Origin of the sequence: Catelliglobosispora koreensis DSM 44566 (assembly GCF_000379685.1) — a bacterium.
Taxonomy (GTDB): domain Bacteria; phylum Actinomycetota; class Actinomycetes; order Mycobacteriales; family Micromonosporaceae; genus Catelliglobosispora; species Catelliglobosispora koreensis.
Genome location: NZ_KB903272.1, coordinates 347,375 through 367,009 on the forward strand (window position 1 = coordinate 347,375; position 19,635 = coordinate 367,009).

Annotated in this window: 20 protein-coding genes and 2 pseudogenes; 15 read left to right on the top strand and 7 right to left on the bottom strand. The window is 64.6% G+C overall.

What is annotated here, in order from left to right:
- Positions 1-106 precede the first annotated feature (106 nt).
- From lepB (A3E1_RS41835) to A3E1_RS46315, 6 genes are all read left to right on the top strand, one after another.
- Entirely contained in the window at positions 107-925 is an 819-nt protein-coding gene (lepB, locus tag A3E1_RS41835; protein WP_051105138.1) for a signal peptidase I, read from the top strand.
- 36 nt (positions 926-961) lie between these two features.
- On the top strand, positions 962-1,597 hold the full coding sequence (gene lepB, locus A3E1_RS0124330) for a signal peptidase I (protein ID WP_020523396.1): 636 nt from the start codon (positions 962-964) through the stop codon (positions 1,595-1,597).
- Positions 1,598-1,615: 18 nt separating this feature from the next.
- Positions 1,616-2,068 (top strand): NUDIX hydrolase, encoded by a 453-nt coding sequence (locus A3E1_RS0124335; RefSeq protein WP_020523397.1) that lies wholly within the window; start codon positions 1,616-1,618, stop codon positions 2,066-2,068.
- Positions 2,062-2,772, top strand: coding sequence for a ribonuclease HII (locus tag A3E1_RS0124340; RefSeq protein ID WP_020523398.1), 711 nt, complete (start codon positions 2,062-2,064; stop codon positions 2,770-2,772). The genes A3E1_RS0124335 and A3E1_RS0124340 overlap by 7 nt, the downstream gene beginning before the upstream one ends.
- A complete protein-coding gene (locus tag A3E1_RS0124345; RefSeq protein ID WP_020523399.1) occupies positions 2,769-3,086 on the top strand; it encodes a DUF2469 domain-containing protein in 318 nt (105 codons plus the stop codon). Before A3E1_RS0124340 ends, A3E1_RS0124345 begins: the two co-directional genes overlap by 4 nt.
- Positions 3,087-3,458: 372 nt before the next feature.
- On the top strand, positions 3,459-4,061 hold the full coding sequence (locus tag A3E1_RS46315) for a murein hydrolase activator EnvC family protein (RefSeq protein WP_407637389.1): 603 nt from the start codon (positions 3,459-3,461) through the stop codon (positions 4,059-4,061).
- Here A3E1_RS46315 and A3E1_RS0124350 read toward each other — a convergent pair.
- From A3E1_RS0124350 to A3E1_RS0124365, 4 genes are read right to left on the bottom strand one after another with little or no spacing between them, the layout of a single operon-like run.
- Positions 3,946-5,106: an aminotransferase class V-fold PLP-dependent enzyme gene (locus A3E1_RS0124350; protein WP_020523400.1), complete on the bottom strand. Its 1,161-nt coding sequence runs from the start codon at positions 5,104-5,106 to the stop codon at positions 3,946-3,948. The genes A3E1_RS46315 and A3E1_RS0124350 overlap by 116 nt on opposite strands.
- Entirely contained in the window at positions 5,106-6,278 is a 1,173-nt protein-coding gene (locus A3E1_RS41840; RefSeq protein ID WP_020523401.1) for a DNA-processing protein DprA, read from the bottom strand. Before A3E1_RS41840 ends, A3E1_RS0124350 begins: the two co-directional genes overlap by 1 nt.
- Entirely contained in the window at positions 6,275-7,786 is a 1,512-nt protein-coding gene (locus A3E1_RS0124360) for a YifB family Mg chelatase-like AAA ATPase (protein WP_020523402.1), read from the bottom strand. The genes A3E1_RS41840 and A3E1_RS0124360 overlap by 4 nt, the downstream gene beginning before the upstream one ends.
- Positions 7,783-8,145, bottom strand: coding sequence for a YraN family protein (locus A3E1_RS0124365; protein WP_020523403.1), 363 nt, complete (start codon positions 8,143-8,145; stop codon positions 7,783-7,785). The genes A3E1_RS0124360 and A3E1_RS0124365 overlap by 4 nt, the downstream gene beginning before the upstream one ends.
- A 127-nt stretch (positions 8,146-8,272) precedes the next feature.
- On the opposite strand from A3E1_RS0124365, the gene A3E1_RS0124370 reads away from it, so the two are divergent.
- The 8 genes and pseudogenes from A3E1_RS0124370 to A3E1_RS0124405 all read left to right on the top strand — a co-directional run bounded on the left by A3E1_RS0124370 (position 8,273) and on the right by A3E1_RS0124405 (position 15,288).
- Positions 8,273-8,893: a hypothetical protein gene (locus A3E1_RS0124370; RefSeq protein WP_020523404.1), complete on the top strand. Its 621-nt coding sequence runs from the start codon at positions 8,273-8,275 to the stop codon at positions 8,891-8,893.
- Positions 8,894-9,112: 219 nt separating this feature from the next.
- On the top strand, positions 9,113-9,934 hold the full coding sequence (gene rpsB, locus A3E1_RS0124375) for a 30S ribosomal protein S2 (protein ID WP_020523405.1): 822 nt from the start codon (positions 9,113-9,115) through the stop codon (positions 9,932-9,934).
- A gap of 14 nt (positions 9,935-9,948) precedes the next feature.
- A complete protein-coding gene (gene tsf, locus A3E1_RS0124380) occupies positions 9,949-10,776 on the top strand; it encodes a translation elongation factor Ts (RefSeq protein WP_020523406.1) in 828 nt (275 codons plus the stop codon).
- Positions 10,777-10,889: 113 nt separating this feature from the next.
- Entirely contained in the window at positions 10,890-11,582 is a 693-nt protein-coding gene (gene pyrH, locus A3E1_RS0124385; protein WP_083929632.1) for a UMP kinase, read from the top strand.
- 98 nt (positions 11,583-11,680) lie between these two features.
- Positions 11,681-12,238 (top strand): ribosome recycling factor, encoded by a 558-nt coding sequence (frr, locus tag A3E1_RS0124390; protein ID WP_020523408.1) that lies wholly within the window; start codon positions 11,681-11,683, stop codon positions 12,236-12,238.
- 17 nt (positions 12,239-12,255) lie between these two features.
- Positions 12,256-13,113: pseudogene (locus A3E1_RS41845) on the top strand (phosphatidate cytidylyltransferase); the annotation flags it as partial.
- Positions 13,114-13,177: 64 nt separating this feature from the next.
- Positions 13,178-14,305, top strand: coding sequence for a 23S rRNA (adenine(2503)-C(2))-methyltransferase RlmN (rlmN, locus tag A3E1_RS0124400; RefSeq protein WP_026208790.1), 1,128 nt, complete (start codon positions 13,178-13,180; stop codon positions 14,303-14,305).
- Entirely contained in the window at positions 14,302-15,288 is a 987-nt protein-coding gene (locus A3E1_RS0124405; RefSeq protein ID WP_020523411.1) for a DivIVA domain-containing protein, read from the top strand. Before rlmN ends, A3E1_RS0124405 begins: the two co-directional genes overlap by 4 nt.
- Positions 15,289-15,342: 54 nt before the next feature.
- Here the strand turns inward: A3E1_RS0124405 and A3E1_RS0124410 are convergent, their stop codons facing one another.
- On the bottom strand, positions 15,343-15,564 hold the full coding sequence (locus A3E1_RS0124410; protein WP_020523412.1) for a hypothetical protein: 222 nt from the start codon (positions 15,562-15,564) through the stop codon (positions 15,343-15,345).
- Between the two features lie 47 nt (positions 15,565-15,611).
- On the opposite strand from A3E1_RS0124410, the pseudogene A3E1_RS0124415 reads away from it, so the two are divergent.
- Positions 15,612-17,187: pseudogene (locus A3E1_RS0124415) on the top strand (Rieske 2Fe-2S domain-containing protein).
- 203 nt (positions 17,188-17,390) lie between these two features.
- Here the strand turns inward: A3E1_RS0124415 and A3E1_RS0124425 are convergent.
- Positions 17,391-18,911, bottom strand: coding sequence for a phytoene desaturase family protein (locus A3E1_RS0124425; RefSeq protein ID WP_020523415.1), 1,521 nt, complete (start codon positions 18,909-18,911; stop codon positions 17,391-17,393).
- A gap of 11 nt (positions 18,912-18,922) precedes the next feature.
- A complete protein-coding gene (locus A3E1_RS0124430) occupies positions 18,923-19,573 on the bottom strand; it encodes a TetR/AcrR family transcriptional regulator (protein ID WP_020523416.1) in 651 nt (216 codons plus the stop codon).
- Between the last annotated feature and the right edge of the window lie 62 nt (positions 19,574-19,635).

Below are 19,635 nucleotides of genomic sequence, written 5' to 3' on the forward strand. Positions count from 1 at the left end.
ACTTCAGCTAAAAAATGGGCACCTGTAGCGGGTGCCCATTTTTTGTACCGCGCTCTAAGCTGTCGCCCGAATATCAAGTGGACTTTCGGGATCGGGGCGTCGCGCAGTGGTGATCATTCCGGATGACGAGGACACCTTCTCCGGTGAACAGTGGCCCAAGCGCCCACGCAAAGCCAAGCGCAAGGGAATGCCGCTATGGCAAGAACTTCCGCTGCTGCTGGTCGTGGCGTTCTGCCTCGCGGTGCTCATACGCACCTTCCTGATGCAGGCCTTCTACATCCCCTCGGGCTCCATGGAGGACACCCTCCTGATTGGAGACCGGGTGCTGGTAAACAAGGTGGTGTACCAATTCCGGGAACCTCAGCGCGGTGAAGTCATCGTGTTCGAGGGCCCGGCCAACTGGACCTACATCGAGCACCCCGTCGATCACGAAGCCGGGTTCTTCTCCAAGCTCGGCCGGACCGTAGGTGACCTTGTCGGCATCTCCCAGCCGGGTGAAAAAGACTTCATCAAACGGGTGATTGGCGTTCCCGGGGACGTGATTTCCTGCTGTGACCCCAAAGACGGACGGATATACGTCAATGGGGTTCCCATCGACGAGCCCTACGTCACGCGCAATTCGCCCCGGACCGACAACCCACAGCCGAAAAACTGTGCGGCTAGAGACTTCCCACCCGTCAAGGTGGAGCCCGGGATGCTGTTCGTGATGGGCGATCACCGCCGTGTGTCGCAGGACTCCCGCTGCCAAGGCCTCGTGCCGATCGACAACGTGATCGGTAAAGCCATGGTGATCGTCACGCCGTTCGACCGGTGGGGATCCCTGGCGCGCCAGGAGGTTTTCGACGCGGTACCGGCCGAAGCGTTCCTGTTGCCGCTCCTGGCCCTGGACCGCCGCCGGCGTTTCCGCACGACACACGACAGGTGATCGTCGTTTTCAGGTTCGCCACGTAGGCTGCCGAGCGTGATTGACGAGCAGACCAAGAGCAGCAAGGGTTCGTTCTGGAAAGAACTGCCTGTCTTGCTGGTAGTGGCAGTCCTAGTGGCGTTCCTGGTGCGGCAGTTTGTGGTCCAGACTTTCTTCATCCCTTCGGGATCGATGGAACACACACTGGATCTTGATGACCGGGTGCTTGTCAATAAACTGGTTTACGACTTCAGATCACCAGAGCGCGGCGAGATCATCGTCTTCGAGGCGCCAGAGTCATGGCGCAACAAGCCGGAGCACGAGGACTACATCAAGCGGGTGATCGGCGTCGGTGGCGACCGGATCGTCTGCTGCGACCCGCAAGACCGGATTCAGATCAACGGGCATCCGCTCGACGAACTCGATTACATCTATCCCGGCAACAAGCCCTCGGTAGAGAAGTTCGACGTCGTCGTGCCCAAGGGGCGGCTCTGGGTGATGGGCGATCACCGGCAGCAGTCCGGCGACTCGCTGCAGAACTACAAGGGCTCCAACGACATTGAGCAAGCCACGATCCCCGAAGACGCTGTGGTCGGGCGGGCGTTCGTGCTCTTCTGGCCGTTCAGCCGCACGACGTGGCTCACGGTTCCGCCGACCTTCGAAGGCGTCCCGGGGCCACAGTCCGGCGGCTAGCCGGAATAGGCTCGGCATATGGAGCCCAAGCACCGGGTGGCAGCACGCATCTTGCTTGTCGACGCTGATGACCGCGTGCTCCTGTTCCGGGGATTCGATCCCGCCGCACAGGGTGTGTACTACTGGTTCACGCCCGGCGGCGGTCTCGACGACGGTGAGGATTTCACCGCCGGTGCGTTGCGTGAGTTGCGGGAAGAAACTGGTCTGGTGGTTTCTGAGGTGGGCGAGCCTGTCCACTCCGACGTGACGCGGTTCTCGTTCAATGGCGTGACATATCGTCAGGAACAGATGTTCTATTTGGTGCGCGTTGCACAATGGACAGTCGACTCCGCGGGCTTTGACGACTACGAGCGGGACACCATCGATGAAGCACGTTGGTTCTCGCTGTCTGATCTTGGGGGATTGGACGAGGCGTATTACCCGCAGGACCTGATCGAAGTGCTAAAGAAGGCAGGGGTGGCCGAATGTTAGCTCCAGCACGGCCGTTGCTCCGGCGAGACGCCGGTTTATACGGGCTGGAGCGGGCGCTGCAGCGCCGGGGGTTCGCCGTGGTGGCGGGAGCCGACGAAGCGGGCCGTGGCGCCTGCGCGGGGCCTCTCGTGGCCGCGGCCGCGATCCTGCCCAACCGACAGTCGAAGGAGATTCTCGGGCTGACGGATTCCAAGCTGCTGACGGCTCTGGCACGAAACCGTCTATACGACCAGGTCGTCTCAGTTGCTGTAGCCTGGTCCGTCGTGGTAATCGAGCCAGACGTGCTGGACACCCGGGGCCTGCATGTGGGCAACGTCGCAGCGATCCGGCGAGCCATCGCCCAGCTGACGCCGCATCCTTCTTATGTGCTCACGGATGGGTTCCCGGTCGATGGGCTCGGGGTGCCCGGGCTCGCTGTGTGGAAAGGCGACCAGGTCGCTGCCTGTGTCTCGGCCGCCAGCATCCTCGCCAAGGTCACCCGAGACCGGATCATGACAGAGCTCGATTCTCAGTACCCGCAGTACGGGTTCGGGGTACACAAGGGGTATAGCACCGCGGAGCACACCGCCGCGTTGCGTGAGCACGGGCCAAGTCCAGTACATCGACATTCATACAAGAACGTGGCAGCAACGTGGCTAACCGCGCGGGGAGCTGACGCGCGCGGTACGGTTTCTGGGGCCGACCCGCAGGAGGACGAGATATGAGCGCTGAAGATCTCGAGAAGTACGAAACCGACATGGAGCTGCAGCTCTACCGGGAGTACCGGGATATCGTGCGCCAGTTCTCGTACGTCGTGGAAACCGAACGCCGGTTCTACTTAGCAAACCAGGTCGATCTGCACGTGCGCAACTCGGACGGCGAGGTCTACTTCGAGGTCGAGATGCACGACGCCTGGGTCTGGGACATGTACCGGCCTGCACGGTTTGTGAAGAATGTCCGGGTCATGACGTTCAAAGATGTGAACGTGGAAGAGCTCGAGAAGCCGGACATCTCACTGCCGACCGAGGGCGGGTTCTGACGGTTCTCCACAGGCTTCCCGTTATGCACAGGCGGCCTTGATCGTTTCGGGTTCGGCTCTGATTTTTCCGCGAGGCTGCGCGTTATGCGTGGCCTCGTTTGTTTGATATTCCTCTTTCCGATGTCCGCCGTGGTCCCTACCGTCCCTCCCGCGAGGCCGTCATGTCCGCGCGCCCCAGCCTTTTCCGCGAGCGCTCCCGGACCGGCGAGGTTGCCGGGCCAGCGTTTGCCGGCCTTTCCCGCATACGCTCCCGGACCGGCGCCGGCGAGGTTACAAGGTCCGCGTTTGCCGGCCTTGCCCGCGGGCGCTCCCGGAATGGCGAGCGCTCTGGGCGAGCCTGTCCCGGTCCTTTCCGTGTGCGCTGCCGGATTGATGCGGCTTCCCGGGGATGCGCTCGGTTCCGGGGAAACGGCGCGAGGGCCGGTGACGGGGCTCGGTGTGGAGCGTGTTCTGGTGCCTTTCCTGGGGCGCGCCATCGGGACGGGAGTGGTTGAACGGTGGGGGTGGCCGGTGGAAGGGGTGGTGGTCCGGCGGTTTACGGTCGGGCCGCATCCGTGGTCGCCGGGGCATCGTGGCGTCGACATCGCCGCGGAAGCCGGTGTGCCGGTGCGGGCAGCGGGCGATGGGATCGTCCACTTTGCTGGGTGGGTCGTGTCACGGCCCGTCGTGAGTGTCGCCCACAGCAACGGCACCCGCACGACTTATGAACCAGTTGAGCCTTCCGTGACCGCGGGACAGACCGTCGTGACCGGACAGATCATTGGCGTTCTGCTCACGGGACACGATGGCGCGCTGCACTTTGGGCTCAGACAGGGCGAGACCTACCTCGATCCGCTGGTGCTGCTCGGCCGAGGGAGGGTCAGGCTGCTTCCTTTAGCAAGGCCGGCAAGCCGGAGGCGAGCCGGGCGAAGTCCTCAGCCGTGTTGTAGATCTGCGCACTCAACCGCAGATAGCCGCGATCACGAAACGGCATGACGTTGACCTCCGTCGCGAGCTCGTCGGAGATCCGGGTGCGCAGAGCCGAGGCCTGCGGGTAGGTGTCGGCGGTGCCCGGGGGCAGGGGGACCAGGCGCATGCTCACCTCTGATCCGGGGTGGGGGAGGAGCTCATCTGGTACACCCAAGGCTTTTGCGACGGTCTTTTGACCGTAAGCGGCCAGGGCGACGTTGTGCTGCCAGATGGCCTCCGCCCCGAACGTGCGGAAGATCGTGAGCCCTTCGACCCCGGCCAGCCAGACGGTGAAGTCCGTCGTGGCCTGCCGCTCGATGTTGAGGGGGAACCCGTCGTGATGGTGGTGCGAAACCACCAAGGGCCGCAAGCGATCCCGCCACGCTGGGCTGACCACGAGCAGTGCGGTGCCGCCCGCCGCGAACGCCCACTTGTGCAGGTTGCCGACCCAGAAATCGGCGTCCACACCCGACAGGGGCGCCGGGATCATGCCCGGTGAGTGTGCGGCGTCAACCAGCAGCGGGATGCCCCGCGCGCGCAACGCCGTGGCGATGGCCCCGACCGGATGCCGCTGCGCGGTCGCCGACGAGACCTGATCCACGATGACGAGCCGCGTTCTTTCGGTCGTCGCCGAAACGATGGCCTCGACGGTCGCGTCGTCGGCTGATCCGAGGTCAACCGGGGCCGTGATGACGTTGACGCCCAGGCGGGTGGCGACGTCATTCACGGCCAGCATGACCGCGTTGTAGCTGTGATCGGTAATGACGATCTCGTCGCCGGGCGCGAACGCTATCGAGTTCAGCACGATCGCCGTACCAGCCGTCGCGTTCGTCACGAGGGCGCAGCCCTGTGGATCGGCTCCGACGAAGGCCGCGTAGCGATCCCGTGCCGCGGCGGTCAGTTCGATGAGCCGCTCGCTCACAAACTTCGTCGGGTTCGCGTCGTAGGCCGCCATCATGCGTGCCCGTGCTTGGCGGACAACCAGTGGCACGGCGCCAAACGAGCCGTGGTTGAGATGCGCGATCGCCAGGTCGAGGGTAAACAGCTGTGCCGCACCGGGCAGAGGGGTCATCACGTCAAGAGACAGTAACGCCCATCGGCCGTGCGGTGCAGGTATCCGCGGACAGCAAGTGAGGGCAGTATCGCGAGGGCTTCCCGCAGCCCGATGCCCGCCTCCGCCGCGATTTGGGAGGCCAGGGCACCATCACGCCGGGGAGCCGCGTCGACAAGCTGCTGTTCAACGCTGCTCAGATGATCGAAGGGGCGGATGGGGCCACGGGCTAGCTCGGCGAACTCCCCAATCGGCCCGGCGTCCTCAATGACTTGGGCGGCATTGGTCACCAGACGTGCGGTGACTTCGGTGCGGAGTATCTCGTGGTTACCAATGAAGTTCGCCGATGTGGCGGGCCCGGGTACGACCATCGTGGGGCGGCCCAGTTCCCGTGCCCGCCGCAGCGTGAAGCGGGCACCGCTGCGCGCGCTCGCTTCGACGAGCACGGTGCCGCGCGATAGCGCCGCGATCACCCGGTTACGGATGAGGAATCGATTGCGATAGGGGTGCGCGCTAGGCGGCCACTCGCTGATGAGCAGTCCGCTTTGGACGATCTGCTCAAACAAGCCCTGGTGCGCGACGGGGTAGGGCCGGTCCACTCCGCAGGCCAGGACGGCCACCGTGCTGCCGCCAAACTCCGTGCCGGCCAAGGCTCCCCGGTGCGCGGCCGCGTCGATGCCATAGGCGCCGCCAGAAATAACCGTCCAGCCGCGGCTGGACAGACCGTAGGCGATGTCGGCAGCCATGTGCAGCCCGTAGCCCGACGCCGCACGTGCTCCGACGATGGACACCGCTCGCGACGGCAAGTCCATCAAGGGCAGGGTGCCGCGAACCCACAGCGCGTGCGGTGGGAAGGTGTCGCGCTCAATTCGGTCCTTCTTGGTGTCAACACTGATGCGGCTCAGATCGTCCAAAGTGGAAGGCCAGTCTTGGCTCTCCGGCACCACGATGCGCACCCCGAGCCGGTTCGCGTCGGCGAACAGGCGCTCGGCGACGGCAGCCGGATCCTCGCCCTGCAGACGTGATGCCGCGGGACCGTGCAGATCCTCCGGCACGAGACCACGAAGGACGCGGTTCAGAGCTTCCTGTGGCCCGTGCTTGGCGACGAGGAAATGCACGGCCTTACTGCCCGGCTCGAACAGCCAGCTGAGCATGAGGCGGGCCGTCAGGGTCGCTTCGTCCACATCGGTCATCTGGCTTCTCCATGTCTTAACTCGATCGCGATGTTCAGCTCTTCGGTACCCGGCCGGGACAGTCCCGCCAGATCGGCCAAAGTCCAGGCCACGCGCAGAATCCGGTCGTAGCCGCGGGCGGAGATGCTGCCCTGGTCGAGCAGGCGCATCAGCGGTGCGGTGACGCTGGGCTCCAACCGCCACGGAGGTTTGCGCAACACTCCCGGCGGCACCGTGGCGTTCAGGTCGACTTCGATGTCGCGCCAGCGCTCGATCGCGGCCTGCCGTGCTTCGGCGACCCGTTGCGCCACCACGCTTGACGGTTCGCGATAGTCCTCGCCGAGCAGGTGTGCGGCGGACAGCGGCATTGTCTCGATCTGGATGTCGATGCGATCGAGCAACGGACCGGAAAGCCTTCTCAGGTAACGCCTGCGAGCCTGCGGCTGACACTGACACTCAGACGCGGAGTTGGCGCAGGGGCACGGGTTGGCGGTCAGCACCAGCTGAACCTGGGCCGGGTACACCACCACGCCTTGCGTACGCGAGATGGTGATGATGCCTTCCTCCAGTGGCTGGCGCAGCGCGTCGAGCGCCCGGGCGGCGAACTCGGGCGCTTCATCGAGCAGTAAGACCCCCTTGTGCGCCAAGGAAAGCGCGCCAGGGCGGGGCAGGCCGCTGCCGCCGCCAACGAGAGCCGAGACGCTCGCGGTGTGGTGCGGAGCCTGCAAGGGCGGACGGCGGATCAGCGGTGCTCCCGGCGGCAACGCCCCGGCGACGGAATGCAGCGACGTCACCTCCAGCGCGTCGTCGTCATCTAGCGGCGGCAGGAGCGAGGGCAATCGCTTGGCCAGCATGGACTTTCCGGCACCGGGCGGGCCTTTGAACGCGACATGATGGCCACCGGCGGCGGCCACTTCGATCGCCAGCCGGCCGAGCTCCTGACCGGCGACGTCGGCTAGGTCGAGCAATTGCGGGACGGGTGATTCGGCCGCTGGCTCGGGCGGTATCAAACTCCCGGCGCCCTGAACGAAACGGATCACGGAGGCGAGGTCGGGGGCGCCTAGGACGTGCAGTCCTGGTACGAGCGCGGCTTCGGCACTGTTGGCGTGCGGCACGATCGCCCGGCGGACCCCATGGTGCACAGCTGCCGCGGCCATGGGCAGCACCCCGCGCACAGGCCGGATCGACCCGTCCAGACCCAGCTCTCCAACGAGCAGCACTTGGCGCAAAGCGTTGAGGGGCAGCTCACCCGTGCCCCCAAGCACGGCAAGTGCGATGGCTAGATCGAAACAGGAGCCTCGTTTGCGAAGGTATGCCGGGAAAAGGTTGACGGTGATCCGCTGCGACGGCCACTCCCGGCCGGCGTTGGTGATAGCGGCACGAACCCGGTCGCGCGCTTCGTTGAGCGCCGAGTCGGGCAGGCCGGTCAGGTGCACCCCGGGCAGACCCGGCGCCAGATATGCCTCGACTTCGACCAGTTGCCCCGTGACACCCGTTAGCCCTGCGCTGATCACCCGTGCGTAGCTCATTGCCAGATGGCGCCGCGAATGTGGTTGATCGCAGGCCCACTGGGCCGGACCCGAACCGTGATCACGTCAAAGCGGATGTGTTTGGCCCGGATCCCGCTGGCCGCCAGCCATTGCGCGGCGAGCATGCGCAGCTGAAGCGACTTCCTCCCGGCCACCGCTTCGGCCCCGTCGCCGAAGGCATCACTGCGGCGCGTTTTCACTTCGGCGAAGACGATCGCGTCACCATCGCGCGCGACGAGATCGATCTCACCCGCGCTGGTTCGCCAGTTGCGGTCGAGCAACACCATGCCGGCCTCGGTCAGATGGGTGGCGGCCAGTTGCTCACCCCACTTGCCCAGCGCTTTGCGGGTTTTCGTCATGCGGATAACAGTCGCGGCGTAACCCCATCTTGAGCACGGGCAACATAGCTGTCCATTGTGGATAACCACCGGCCTGGGGATAACCTGCGGTTGCGTCTTGGCAGCAGGTGCCATACGGTTTGGGCCCGTGGACCGACGTGACGACTTTGGAGCCTGGCAGGAATCCGGAAGCCAAGGCGGATATACGTACGACCCGAATGAGGACCGCTTCATTCCACGGCAGGATGGGCGTCATCCCTCCATGGCCGAGCTGAACGAGCGCCGGCGGCCGATCAGCGGCATTCCTGGATCACCCGCTCCAGCCCCCGCTGGCCGTGGCCCACGCTCAGGAGAGCCGCTGCCGCCTCCCGCGCAAGAGTGGCGTCCCGAACCGGTTGGCGCGCTGCGCGAACCGACCTCCCAGGTGGACGCGGCGACCGTGCGCCGGGCCGTGGCCGAAAACGATGGCCTTTACCGCAGCGCCCGCCCCGCTTTCGCGGTGCTGTTCAGCGTGGTCGGCACGCTGGGCGTGGTGCTCATGATCCCGCCCTTCCTGTCCGGCGCGTTCAAGTCGGGTGCTGGTGCGGCGCTCGCACCGCTGCTGGCGATGGTGGGCTTCCCGCTGTTCGCGCTCGGCATGTATGCCCTGTTCACCGGGGCTGCCGCGGCCGTGCACTTCCAGGGCCCGCGGGTGTGGCTCAAAACACCCCTCGTCTATCTGCCGATCGCTCTGCTGCTGCTTCTAGCTGCGGGGGCTGCCGCTGCTTAGCGGCCGGCGGTCACGTATACACTTGTCCCCGGCGACCGCACTTGCGGTTGACTTCGCGCGCTCTCCTCTCGCCGTCACGGCGAAGGCGGCGGCCTCCCTGGTCTCGCATTAGCGAGGTTCATCAAGGCCGGCGACCGGGCGCCAGGCGGCGGCCGACCGGCCGCCGGAAACCAGGGACTGCGTGAGCATGCGCTCACGCCGGAAGGAATTGGCCTAACCATGGCTGTTGTAACTATTCGCCAGCTCCTCGAGAGCGGCGTGCACTTCGGGCACCAGACCCGTCGCTGGAACCCGAAGATGAAGCGCTTCATCATGACTGAGCGCAATGGCATCTACATCATCGACTTGCGCCAGACCCTTGACTACATCGAGAAGGCCTACAGCTTCGTGCGCAACACGGTGGCTGAGGGCGGCACGATCCTGTTCGTCGGCACCAAGAAGCAGGCTCAGGAAGCCGTTGCGGAGCAGGCGGCGCGCGTGGGCATGCCCTACGTCAACCACCGCTGGCTCGGCGGCATGCTGACCAACTTCCAGACCGTCTACAAGCGGCTTCAGCGCATGAAGGAGCTTGAGGCGATGGACCTGTCGGGTGCCACCGCGAACCACACTAAGAAGGAAGCCCTCGTGCTCTCGCGCGAGAAGGAGAAGCTCTCCAAGACCCTTGGTGGTCTGCGGGACATGTCGCGCGTTCCGGCCGCGGTCTGGATCGTTGACACCAAGAAGGAGCACATCGCCGTTGACGAGGCTCGCAAGCTGGGCATCCCGGTGATCGCGATCCTTGACACCAACTGCGACCCGGACGAGGTCGACTTCCCGATCCCCGGTAACGACGACGCGATCCGTTCGGCGGAGCTGCTGACCAAGGTCATCGCTTCGGCGGTGGCCGACGGCCTGATCGCCCGCAGTGGCAAGGCTGCCCGTGGTGGCGACGTCAAGCCGGAGCCCGGCACCGTCGCGGCCAACGAGCCGCTGGCCGAGTGGGAGCAGGAACTGCTCGCCCCCGCCGCGTCGACTGAGACACCGGCCGCTTCGGCCGAGTGAACTGAGAGGAAGTCATGGCTAACTTCACCGCCGCTGACGTTAAGCGGCTTCGTGATCTGACCGCCGCCGGGATGATGGACTGCAAGAAGGCGCTGGAAGAGGCTGACGGCGACTTCGACAAGGCCGTTGAATTCCTGCGCATCAAGGGCGCCAAGGATGTTGGCAAGCGTGCTGGCCGCACGACCGCCAATGGTCTTGTGGCGCACCACGGTTCGGCGCTGCTGGAGCTCAACTGCGAGACCGACTTCGTCGCCAAGAACGACGCCTTCATCGCGCTGGCTGACCAGCTGGTGAAGCACGTCGAGGCGACCAAGCCGGCCGACGTCGAAGCTCTGCTCGCGTCCACTTTGGACGGCCAGACGGTAGCCGACCTGGTGCAGGACCAGTCCGCGAAGATCGGCGAGAAGCTCGTCATCAACCGCTTCGCGGTGCTCGACGGCCAGCTCGCGGTTTACATGCACCGCAAGAGCCCGGACCTGCCCGCTCAGGTTGGCGTCATGGTCGCCTACAGCGGCAAGTCCGACGAGGCCGCCGAGGGTGACGCCCGTGGCGTCGCGATGCAGATCGCCGCGATGCGCCCGAAGTACCTCACCCGTGAGGAAGTTTCGGCCGAGGTTGTCGAGTCTGAGCGGCGTATCGCCGAGCAGACCGCGATCGAGGAAGGCAAGCCCGCCGCGGCTCTGCCGAAGATCATTGAGGGCCGGGTGAACTCGTTCTTCAAGGACTTCGTGCTGCTGGAGCAGGCTTCGGTCGCCGACCAGAAGAAGACGGTGGCTCAGGTGCTCAAGGACGCTGGCATCGAAGTCACGCGGTTCGCCCGCTTCGAGGTCGGCCAAGCCTAATCACTTGGCGAAAAACGCGTTCGGGGAGGTCGTGCGAACACGGCCTCCCCGTGGCATATGGTCTGCGGTGACGTGTGAGGAAGGTGGCACTCTTGACCGGTCAGTTCAAGCGAGTGGTTCTGAAGCTTTCAGGCGAGGTTTTCGGCGGTGGCGCCGTTGGCGTTGATCCCGACGTGGTGGCCGGCATCGCCCGGCAGATCGCCACTGTGGTGCGCGCGGGAGTGCAAGTCGCGGTCGTGGTGGGCGGCGGCAACTTCTTCCGTGGTGCGGAGCTTCAGAAACGCGGGATGGACCGGGCGCGTGCTGACTACATGGGAATGCTCGGCACGGTCATGAACTGCTTGGCATTGCAGGACTTCCTGGAGAAGGAAGGGATCGAGACGCGCGTGCAGACCGCCATCACGATGGCTCAAGTCGCCGAGCAATACATTCCGCTGCGCGCCATCCGGCACCTGGAAAAGGGCCGGGTCGTCATCTTCGGCGGCGGCGCTGGCATGCCCTACTTCACGACTGACACGGTCGCGGCCCAGCGTGCGCTGGAGATCCGGGCCGATGTCGTGCTCATGAGCAAGAACGGAGTGGACGGCGTTTACAGCGCTGACCCGCGCACCAACCCTGACGCGGTAAAACTCGACCAGATCACCTCGCGGGAAGCCATCCGGCAAGGGCTTCGGGTGGCCGATGCCGCGGCGCTCAGCCTGTCCGGGGAAAATGGGCTACCGATGCTGGTTTTCGGGGCTGAGGGGGACGACATCGCGCGCGCGTTGCGTGGTGAGAAGATCGGGACGCTCATCACCCCGTCCTGAACGCTAGTGAGGTATCGCGTGTCGGGCCGCAGGCCCGACACGCGATACCTCACTTGCGGTCCTAGTGTGAACTTGACTTGAGAGATTCGGAGAAGCCCGTGATTGACGAGACCCTCCTTGAGGCCGAGGAGCGAATGGACCGGGCCGTTGAGCACGCGAAAGAAGACTTCGCTGCCATTCGCACCGGCCGGGCGAGCGCGGCAATGTTCTCCAAGATTGTGATCGACTACTACGGCACGCCGACACCGCTGCCGCAGATGGCTTCGATCAGCGTCCCGGAGCCGCGCATGGTGATCATCAAGCCGTACGACGCCTCCCAGCTGGGTTCGATGGAGCGCGCGATTCGTGACTCGGACCTCGGCGTGAACCCGGGCAACGAAGGCACCGTGCTGCGCATCGTCGTTCCGCCGATGACCGAGGACCGCCGTCGCGACATGATCAAGGTCGTCCGCAGCAAGGGCGAGGACGGCAAGGTCGCGATCCGCAACATCCGCCGCAAGGCCAAGGATGAGCTCGACAAGCTCGTCAAAGATGGTGCCGTTGGCGAAGATGAGGGCAAGCGGGCCGAGAAAGAACTCGACGAACTGACCCACAAGTACACGGGTCACATCGACGAGCTGGTCAAGCACAAAGAAGCTGAGCTGCTCGAAATCTGATGTCAGAGGTTGATGAGGGGGCGCGGCGCTTCAGGCATGCCGCGCCCGCCAATGCGCCTGACTATGGCCGGGCAGGGCGTAATGTCCCGGTGTCGCTGCTGGTTGGTGTCCTGCTCCTGACCGCGGTGCTCGTTCCGCTGTTCTTCTTCAAGCCAGCCTTCATCGCGATAATCGCGATCGCGGCGTGCATCGGCGTGTGGGAGATGGCGCGCGCGATCCGGTCAGGTGAGGCGCATCCGGCCCTGCTGCCGCTCCTTGGCGGTTCCATCGCGATGGTCGTGCTCGCCTGGTTCGCCGGGATCGAAGGACTGACAACCGGATTGCTGGTCGCGGTTCTGGCCGTGCTCGTGTGGCGGATGGGTGACGGGCCCGACGGTTACTTGCGCGACATGGGCGCGTCAGTGCTGATTTTGGTCTATGTGCCATTCCTGTTGGGCTTCGCGGTATTGCTCGTCACGCCGGACGACGGGCATTGGCGGATTCTTGTCGCACTTCTGGCCGTCGTCCTGTCGGACACGGGAGGCTACGTCGCGGGTGTCCTTTTTGGAAAGCACCCGATGGCTCCCTCGATCAGCCCCAAGAAGTCCTGGGAGGGTTTCGCGGGCTCCATCGTGGCGACTTCGGCCGGCAGTGCCGCGTTGTTGTGGCTGCTGCTTGATGTGGCTCCGTGGAAGGGCGCGTTGTTCGGCGTGATCGTCTCATGCGCCGCGGTGCTCGGTGATCTGACCGAATCACTCATCAAGCGTGATCTTGGAATCAAGGACATGAGTAACCTGCTGCCCGCGCACGGCGGCCTGATGGACCGGCTGGACTCGATTCTTTTCGCTGTGCCAACCGCCTATCTGTTGCTCTCCGTGCTGGCGCCGCTCCCGTGATATCGCTCCCGGTGTCAACCGGGGGGCTGTTGTACGTTGCGGAACGTGGGACACTGGTCCAGTCATGACAACACTGCCCGTAGTTCCATTAACGCTCGGTGACGGTATGCCTTCGCGCCGTGCCTCCATGCCGCCTGTCCATCTGGCGGACCTGGATTTGGCTGGCCGTCGCGCCATCGTCGCCGAAACCGGCGAGCAGGCCTTCCGTGCCGCTCAGCTGTCCACCCACTACTTTGGCCGCCTCGAGCGCGACCCAGCCGCGATGACGGACATCCCGGCCGCGTCCCGTGAGCGTCTCGCAGGCCATCTGATGCCAAAGCTGCTGACGCCGGTTCGCGAGCTTGAATGCGACGACGGGGCGACCCGCAAATCGCTTTGGCGGCTTCACGACGGTGCGCTCGTGGAGAGCGTGCTGATGGGTTACCCAGATCGGGTAACCGTCTGCATTTCAAGTCAGGCAGGCTGCGGAATGGCCTGCCCGTTCTGTGCTACGGGACAGGCGGGGCTAACGCGCAATCTCTCGACCGCGGAAATCGTCGATCAGGTGGTCTATCTGGCTGGCGTCGCCGCGTCGGGGGTCATGGAGGGAGTGCCGCGAAGGCTAAGCCATGTCGTGTTCATGGGCATGGGCGAGCCTTTGGCGAACTACTCCCGCGTCATCGCGGCGTTGCGCCGGCTGACCAGTCCCGCTCCGGAGGGGCTGGGCTTGTCGCAGCGGCACATCACCGTATCGACGGTCGGCCTAGTCCCGGCCATGAAAAAGCTGGCAGACGAAGATTTGTCGGTTACTCTTGCGCTTTCCTTACACGCGCCTGACGACGAGCTCCGCGACGAACTCGTGCCGGTCAACCAGCGCTGGAAGGTCGCTGAGGTGCTCGACGCGGCGTGGGCCTACTCCGCGAAGACTGGTCGGCGAATCAGTATTGAATACGCGATGATCAGGGATGTGAATGATCAGCCGTGGCGGGCCGACCTTTTAGGACGACTGCTAGCGGGGCGGCTGGCGCACGTCAATCTCATCCCGCTCAATCCCACCCCCGGGAGCCGATGGGACGCCAGTCCCAAGCCGGTTGAGCGGGAATTCGTCAGAAGGCTGCGGGAAGCCGGTGTTCCTACTACTGTGCGGGACACTAGAGGGCGAGAGATCGACGGCGCATGTGGTCAACTGGCGGCAAGCGAGGGTGAGGCATGAGTTCTTCGAGTCACGGGCAGCGTTTCCGCCGGCGGGCGATCCGCCGCGGATACAAAGTCGATGAGGTTGACGCCTTCCTGGACCGGGTAGAAGCGACCATCAACGGCTCAGGGGCGGGCCGGGTGACCGCGCAGGATGTGCACGACGTCGTCTTTAGAGTGCGGTTCGGCGGTTATGACGAGTGGCAAGTTGACCTGCACCTTGACCGGGTGGAGCGTCAGATCGCCGAGCTTGAGGAGCGGTCGATGGGCCCCGGTGTCGGTGCCCAGTTGCGTGCCGCGATGAGTTCCCCGGTCGATCGTGGAGGGCCGCCGCCACCACCGTTGCCCACCCGCACTCCTTCAGCGCACGTTCCCACCAGCACTTTGCCCCGCTTTGACCAGCCTTTTGACGGACCGCCGCGGCGTGATGACTCGGCCTATGTGCCGACTGGCAGCTTTAGCGCCCTCCCGCCGGACCCCATCCGCGAACCGTCAGGCAGCTACCCAGGCTTCAACTCGGACTTGCCGCGCCGAGGCGGAAATGACCTCACGGGTGAGATCCGGCGTACCGATCTGACGGGCGAGATCCGTCGCAGCGATCCTTATGGCACAGGCGGTTTCGGGCCCGTTTCCCCCGCGGCCCCGCCCTTCCGCCAGATGGACACGATGTCGGGACGTGGTTTCGACGCCGCCGCCACCGGATCGTTCAACCCGCTGCCGCCGTCGCAAAGCGGTGGCTTCGGCCCGCCTCCGGGTGGGATCGAGAGCCAGCGGATCGATCAGCTGCGCCGCACGTTCCAGTTGCGTCGCTTCGGCAGTGGCTATGACCCGAGCCAAGTGGACCGGTTGTTCGACACGGTCGCTGGTGCCCTGGCTGGCCGCGGTGGAGTGAACGAATCTGAGCTGGATCCGACCAGGCTGGCGCTAGTTCCCGGCGGCTATTACGAAGCCGAGGTGGATCAGGCGATCCGGGAAGCTCGCGAGATTCTCCGGTCGCGCTAAGACGTGGCGCGCTAAGACGTTAAGGGCCCCGCCCAGGCGGGGCCCTTTGCTATGTCAGTCCCGCAATCCGTTGCGGCGCAGCACGGCGTCGGCGATCAGCAGGAAGGCGATCCCGGCGGCGAACCCGATGATCCACGGAGCGCCCGTGCTGACGTCGTTGTTGGCGAAAAGCATCAGCACGAGAGTGATGATCACGGCCACGCCGCCGATGCGCCACAGCCTGCGCGGAGTGGGCTTGTGCTGGTCGGGTGAGGTTACCGGCTCTTCTGCGGCCACTGGAGGTCCTTTCGGCGGTCACGTTTCTCCACCGGTAGCCTAGAGCAGTGCAAATTACGGGTACGGGACACGCCAGCATGCGCATCGACACCCCAGCCGGGTCGATCCTCTGTGATCCCTGGGTGAACCCAGCGTATTTCGCCTCCTGGTTCCCCTTTCCGGACAATTCCCAGCTCGACTGGGAGTCCTTGGGCCAGTGCGACTACCTCTACGTCTCGCACTTGCACCGCGACCATTTCGACGCGGCACATCTCAAGCGGTTCGTGAGCAAGAAGGCGACCGTTCTGCTCCCCGAGTACCCGACGTCGCAGCTTGAGGACGAACTGCGCGACTTGGGCTTCACGAAGTTCTTCAAGACCGTGAGCGACGAGGTGCACGAGCTCGATGGCGGGCTCAAGGTGCTCATCCAGGCGCTGATCAGCCCGACCGACGGCCCGATTGGCGACTCGTCACTGTGGGTGGAATATGACGGCGTGCGCGTCCTGAACCAAAATGACGCCCGGCCAACGGATCTAGCCTCGTTCAAGGAACTCGGTCACGTGCACGCGCACATGCTGCAGTTCAGTGGTGCGATCTGGTATCCGATGGTTTACGAGCTGCCGCAGACCGCGAAGACCGCCTTCGGCAAGCAGAAGCGTGAGCGCCAGTTTGACCGGACGTTCCGTTACATCGACGATCTTCAGGCTAGCTGGGTGTTCCCGATCGCTGGGCCGCCTTGCTTCCTCGATGACGAACTGTGGCACCTCAACGATATTCACGGCGACGAGGGCAACATCTTCCCGGATCAGTCGGAGTTCATGAAGGAGTATCCGGGCTCCAATGGTGTCGTGCTGCTGCCGGGCAGTGTCTCGACGCTGACGCAAACCGATTGCAGCACAACGCATCCGACGGATCCAGACGAATACTTCGCCAACAAGGAAGCGCACCTGAAGGCATACCGCGATCGTCAGCGCGTGACCATTGAGAAGGAGAAGGCTTCCTGGTCGCACCCTGAGGTCGATGTGCTCGCGGGCATGAAGGCGCAGATCGAGCCGCTGCTCGACGAATCCGTCTACCTCGCCAAGGGAGTCGGCGGTCCGGTCAGGTTCGATCTCACGTCCCCCGACGGCGAGGTGCTCGAGTCGATCGTCATTGACTTCCCAGGCAAAGAAGTTCGGGTGTACGACGAGGAGAAGGTCCGTTACCGGTTCCGAACCGAGCGCCGCCTTGTCGAGCACCTGCTCCACATCGGTGAAGGTGACTGGGTCAATTCGCTGTTCCTGTCCTGCCGGTTCTCCGCCGCCCGCATCGGTCAGTACAACGAGTTCGTCTACGCGTTCTTCAAGTGCCTGTCCGAGGAGCGCCTGCAGTATGCCGAGGGCTGGTATGAAAGCCAGCGTCCCGATGCCGAGGACATCACGATGGGCGGCTGGACGTTCCAGCGCCGCTGCCCACACCTCAAGGCCGACCTGACGCGCTTTGGCATCGTCGAGGGCAAGACGCTCACGTGCCAGTTGCACGGCTGGAAGTTTGACCTATCGAGTGGGCGCTGCCTGACGAGCGTCGGGCACGAGATCCGTTCCGTGCCCGCCGCTTCATCGTGATCCACATCCCGAGGTGAGATCCACATCCCTCCAGACGTGATCAAAAGGCGGTTTGATCACGTCCCAAGGGATGTGGATCACCAACGGGCGCGCCCGCACGATGCGCGCCCGCACGATGCGCGCCCGCACGATGCGCGCCCGCACGATGCGCGCCCGCACGATGCGCGCCCGCACGATGCGCGCCCGCACGATGCGCGCCCGCACGATGCGCGGCCAAATAGCGCGGCCGCAAGGGCAAGCGGGCTACTTGCCGAGGTCGGCCAGGATGCGGTTGGCGGCGTTGTGGCCTGCCGCGCCGATGACTGACCCGGCCGGGTGGCAGCCGGCGGAGCCGGCGTAGAGGCCGGGGAAGCCGGTGGCATAAGGCATCCGGGACGCCAGCGCGACGGTGTTGTCCACGTGATGAATATGCCCACCGGTGATGCCGAAGTGCGACTCGATCCCCGACGGCGACAGCGTGAAGGTGTCGGCGACGAGCGCTGACGTTCCGGGCGCGTAACTGTCGCAAATGGACAACAGGTGGTCCACGTAGGCGTCATCCACGGCGGCGCCGTAGGGCACGGACTGGACGAACAGCGCACTGGAGTGGTGTCCTTCGTCGTCCATCAAAGAGGGATCGACGGTGGTGTGCAGGTACCACTCGATCGTCGGCTCGTCGGGCAACTGTCCTGATTGGACTTGCTCCCACATCCGGCGCAAGCGGGCCAGCGGCTGATCACCATCGGAGCCGGGCAGCAGGTGGATCGTGGAACCAAACGGCGATGGGGCGCCCGCGGGCAGACACGAGAACTTAGGCAGCCCAGACAGAGCCAGGTTGACCTTCATCGTGGTGCCGGTGCGCTGGTGCGCCTTCATCCGCTCCTGCAACGAGTCAGGAACGGGGGCGATCTTCATCAGCTCATAGGGATCGCACGCGCCGAGCACCACCGGAGACGAGACAACGTGACCGGATTCCAGGGCAACACCGGTAACGGCACCGGCTGACGAGAGCACCGAAGCCACTCGTGACGAGGTGAAGATCTGCCCGCCAGCGGCGACGAACGCCTCGGAGAACATCCGCGAGACGGTACCCATCCCGCCGCGCGCGATCATCCACGTGCCGTCGGCACCGGGCAGCCGGCACATGTTGTGCACGAGGAAGTTATGGCCGGTTCCAGCATCGTCGGGGCCGGCGTTGATGCCCGACAGTCCATCGGTCACCGCGTACATCGACAGCAGTAGTTCGGATTCGAAATCGAACTTCTTCAGATAGTCGAGCACGCTTCCGCGTACCAGAGAAATGAAAGTGTCTTGAAGGGACGGCCGGATGTATTGCGCGGCGGTCTCTTCGACGGTGCCTGGTTCTGCCAGCCACGCGGGCGCGAGATCCTCGCGCAGGGCGGCGAGTTCGGCCTGCATCAACGCGTCTGCCCGTAGGTCGGCCTCGGAGTAGATGCCGTTGTCCGTGCGCGTCGAGCCGCTGAGCAGATAGGCAGACCCTGGCGTGGGCAGGAAGTAGTGCGGGTCGCGGCGCAGCACCGGGATGTCGATGTCCAGGGTGCGCATGAGTTCCGGTGGCATCAGACCGAGCAAGTAGGAGCCGGTCGACTGCTGTAAGCCGGGCACCTTGGCGAAGGGGTGCTCGGTGCGGGTCGCGCCACCGATGACGGAGCTTGCCTCAAGCATGACGACGCGCAGGCCGGCCCGGGCCAGCAGGATGCCACTAACGAGTCCGTTGTGCCCGGATCCGATGATCACAACGTCGGCTGATGTGGGGTGGGTCATACCGAGAGAGATTACCTGAGCAATGACTCAGTAACGGCTTTCAGTTCGGCTTCAAAAAGTTCCGTAGCGTCATCAACGGCCCAGCTCAAGTGCCCGAAGGCTTCGGCCATAATTAATCCATAGAACTGTGCCCACCTCGCCAGGAAGTAGGTGTAGACCTCGGCGGGGATGTCGAACTGGGAGGCGAGAGCGTCCCGGACCGGCAGGCGTCCCTGAGCGTGCAGGGCCAGCATCGGCTCGATGAAGATCATGCCGAACTGGTTGCCGGCGTGCGTGAGGTCCTCGCACTGCTGATGGAATTCATCGACGCCGGGCAGGGGCGGGCCGAACATCAGGGCGGCCTCGCTGAGGTGGGTGAGGACCCAGCGCCGGAATTCGCGCACCATCGCGATCAGCCGCCCGACGTGATCATCAGCGGGGAGTTCGTCGCGCACGGCCTCACAGGCCAGGCGTAGCTCGACGTGTAAGTCGGTCGCGAGGTCGAGGATCAGTGAGTCAAGCGCCGGGTAGTAGCGGTAGAGCGCGGGAGCGGTGATGCCCATGTCCCGTGCGACCGCTCGCAAGCTGATCCCCGCCGGACCCGACGCGACCAGCAAAGACCGTGCTGCCGCCTTGATTTCAGCGACCGTGAGGTCCCGTCGCTTCTGTGACCTATCCGACACGAGCTATCCTGACGTTAACGGTGTTCACTAATCTAACCGGTGTTAATCAACTTTAGCCGGAG

Excerpts from the sequence above, each read along its gene's own strand:
- A3E1_RS0124335 (WP_020523397.1), top strand. The coding sequence starts at position 1,616 with ATGGAGCCCAAGCACCGGGTGGCAGCACGCATCTTGCTTGTCGACGCT.
- A3E1_RS0124340 (WP_020523398.1), top strand. The coding sequence starts at position 2,062 with ATGTTAGCTCCAGCACGGCCGTTGCTCCGGCGAGACGCCGGTTTATAC.
- A3E1_RS0124345 (WP_020523399.1), top strand. The coding sequence starts at position 2,769 with ATGAGCGCTGAAGATCTCGAGAAGTACGAAACCGACATGGAGCTGCAG.
- A3E1_RS46315 (WP_407637389.1), top strand. The coding sequence starts at position 3,459 with ATGCGGCTTCCCGGGGATGCGCTCGGTTCCGGGGAAACGGCGCGAGGG.
- A3E1_RS0124350 (WP_020523400.1), bottom strand. The coding sequence starts at position 5,106 with ATGACCCCTCTGCCCGGTGCGGCACAGCTGTTTACCCTCGACCTGGCG.
- A3E1_RS41840 (WP_020523401.1), bottom strand. The coding sequence starts at position 6,278 with ATGACCGATGTGGACGAAGCGACCCTGACGGCCCGCCTCATGCTCAGC.
- A3E1_RS0124360 (WP_020523402.1), bottom strand. The coding sequence starts at position 7,786 with ATGAGCTACGCACGGGTGATCAGCGCAGGGCTAACGGGTGTCACGGGG.
- A3E1_RS0124365 (WP_020523403.1), bottom strand. The coding sequence starts at position 8,145 with ATGACGAAAACCCGCAAAGCGCTGGGCAAGTGGGGTGAGCAACTGGCC.
- rpsB (WP_020523405.1), top strand. The coding sequence starts at position 9,113 with ATGGCTGTTGTAACTATTCGCCAGCTCCTCGAGAGCGGCGTGCACTTC.
- tsf (WP_020523406.1), top strand. The coding sequence starts at position 9,949 with ATGGCTAACTTCACCGCCGCTGACGTTAAGCGGCTTCGTGATCTGACC.
- rlmN (WP_026208790.1), top strand. The coding sequence starts at position 13,178 with ATGACAACACTGCCCGTAGTTCCATTAACGCTCGGTGACGGTATGCCT.
- A3E1_RS0124405 (WP_020523411.1), top strand. The coding sequence starts at position 14,302 with ATGAGTTCTTCGAGTCACGGGCAGCGTTTCCGCCGGCGGGCGATCCGC.
- A3E1_RS0124425 (WP_020523415.1), bottom strand. The coding sequence starts at position 18,911 with ATGACCCACCCCACATCAGCCGACGTTGTGATCATCGGATCCGGGCAC.